This window comes from Duganella violaceipulchra, from assembly GCF_019166075.1.
In the GTDB taxonomy this organism is placed as follows: domain Bacteria; phylum Pseudomonadota; class Gammaproteobacteria; order Burkholderiales; family Burkholderiaceae_D; genus Rugamonas; species Rugamonas violaceipulchra.
Genome location: NZ_JAHTGR010000131.1, coordinates 1 through 435, shown reverse-complemented (window position 1 = coordinate 435; position 435 = coordinate 1). Strand labels below are relative to the sequence as shown.

Sequence of the window (435 nt, the reverse complement as noted above, 5' to 3'; positions counted from 1 at the left end):
CCAAGCCTTGCCGCTCTCGTGGGCCCAGCAACGGCTCTGGTTCCTCGACCAACTCGACCATGCCGCCGGCGCGGCCTACCACATGCCGGCCGCTCTAAGACTGAAAGGCCAGCTCGACTGTGCGGCGTTGCAAGCGACCCTGGACCGCATCGTCGCGCGTCACGAAGTCCTGCGCACCACGTTCGTGCAAAGCGCAGGCGCAGCCGAACAAAGGATCGCACCGGCCGATTGCGGCTTCTGCCTGGTAACACACGACCTGCGCCACCTGCCCGGGCATGAACAAGCGTTCGCCGTCAGTCGCATCGGCACGGACGAAGCCCGCCAAGCGTTCGACCTGGCCCAAGGTCCGTTGATCCGCGGCCAACTGCTGCGGCTGGGCGAGCAGGAACACATCCTGCTGATCACCCAGCACCACATCATCTCGGACGGCTGGTC

At 65.7% G+C, this 435-nt stretch carries 1 protein-coding gene; it reads left to right on the top strand.

What is annotated here, in order from left to right; translation table 11 throughout:
- On the top strand, positions 1-435 hold a 435-nt coding region (locus KVP70_RS33310; RefSeq protein ID WP_217946718.1), incomplete at both ends, for a condensation domain-containing protein.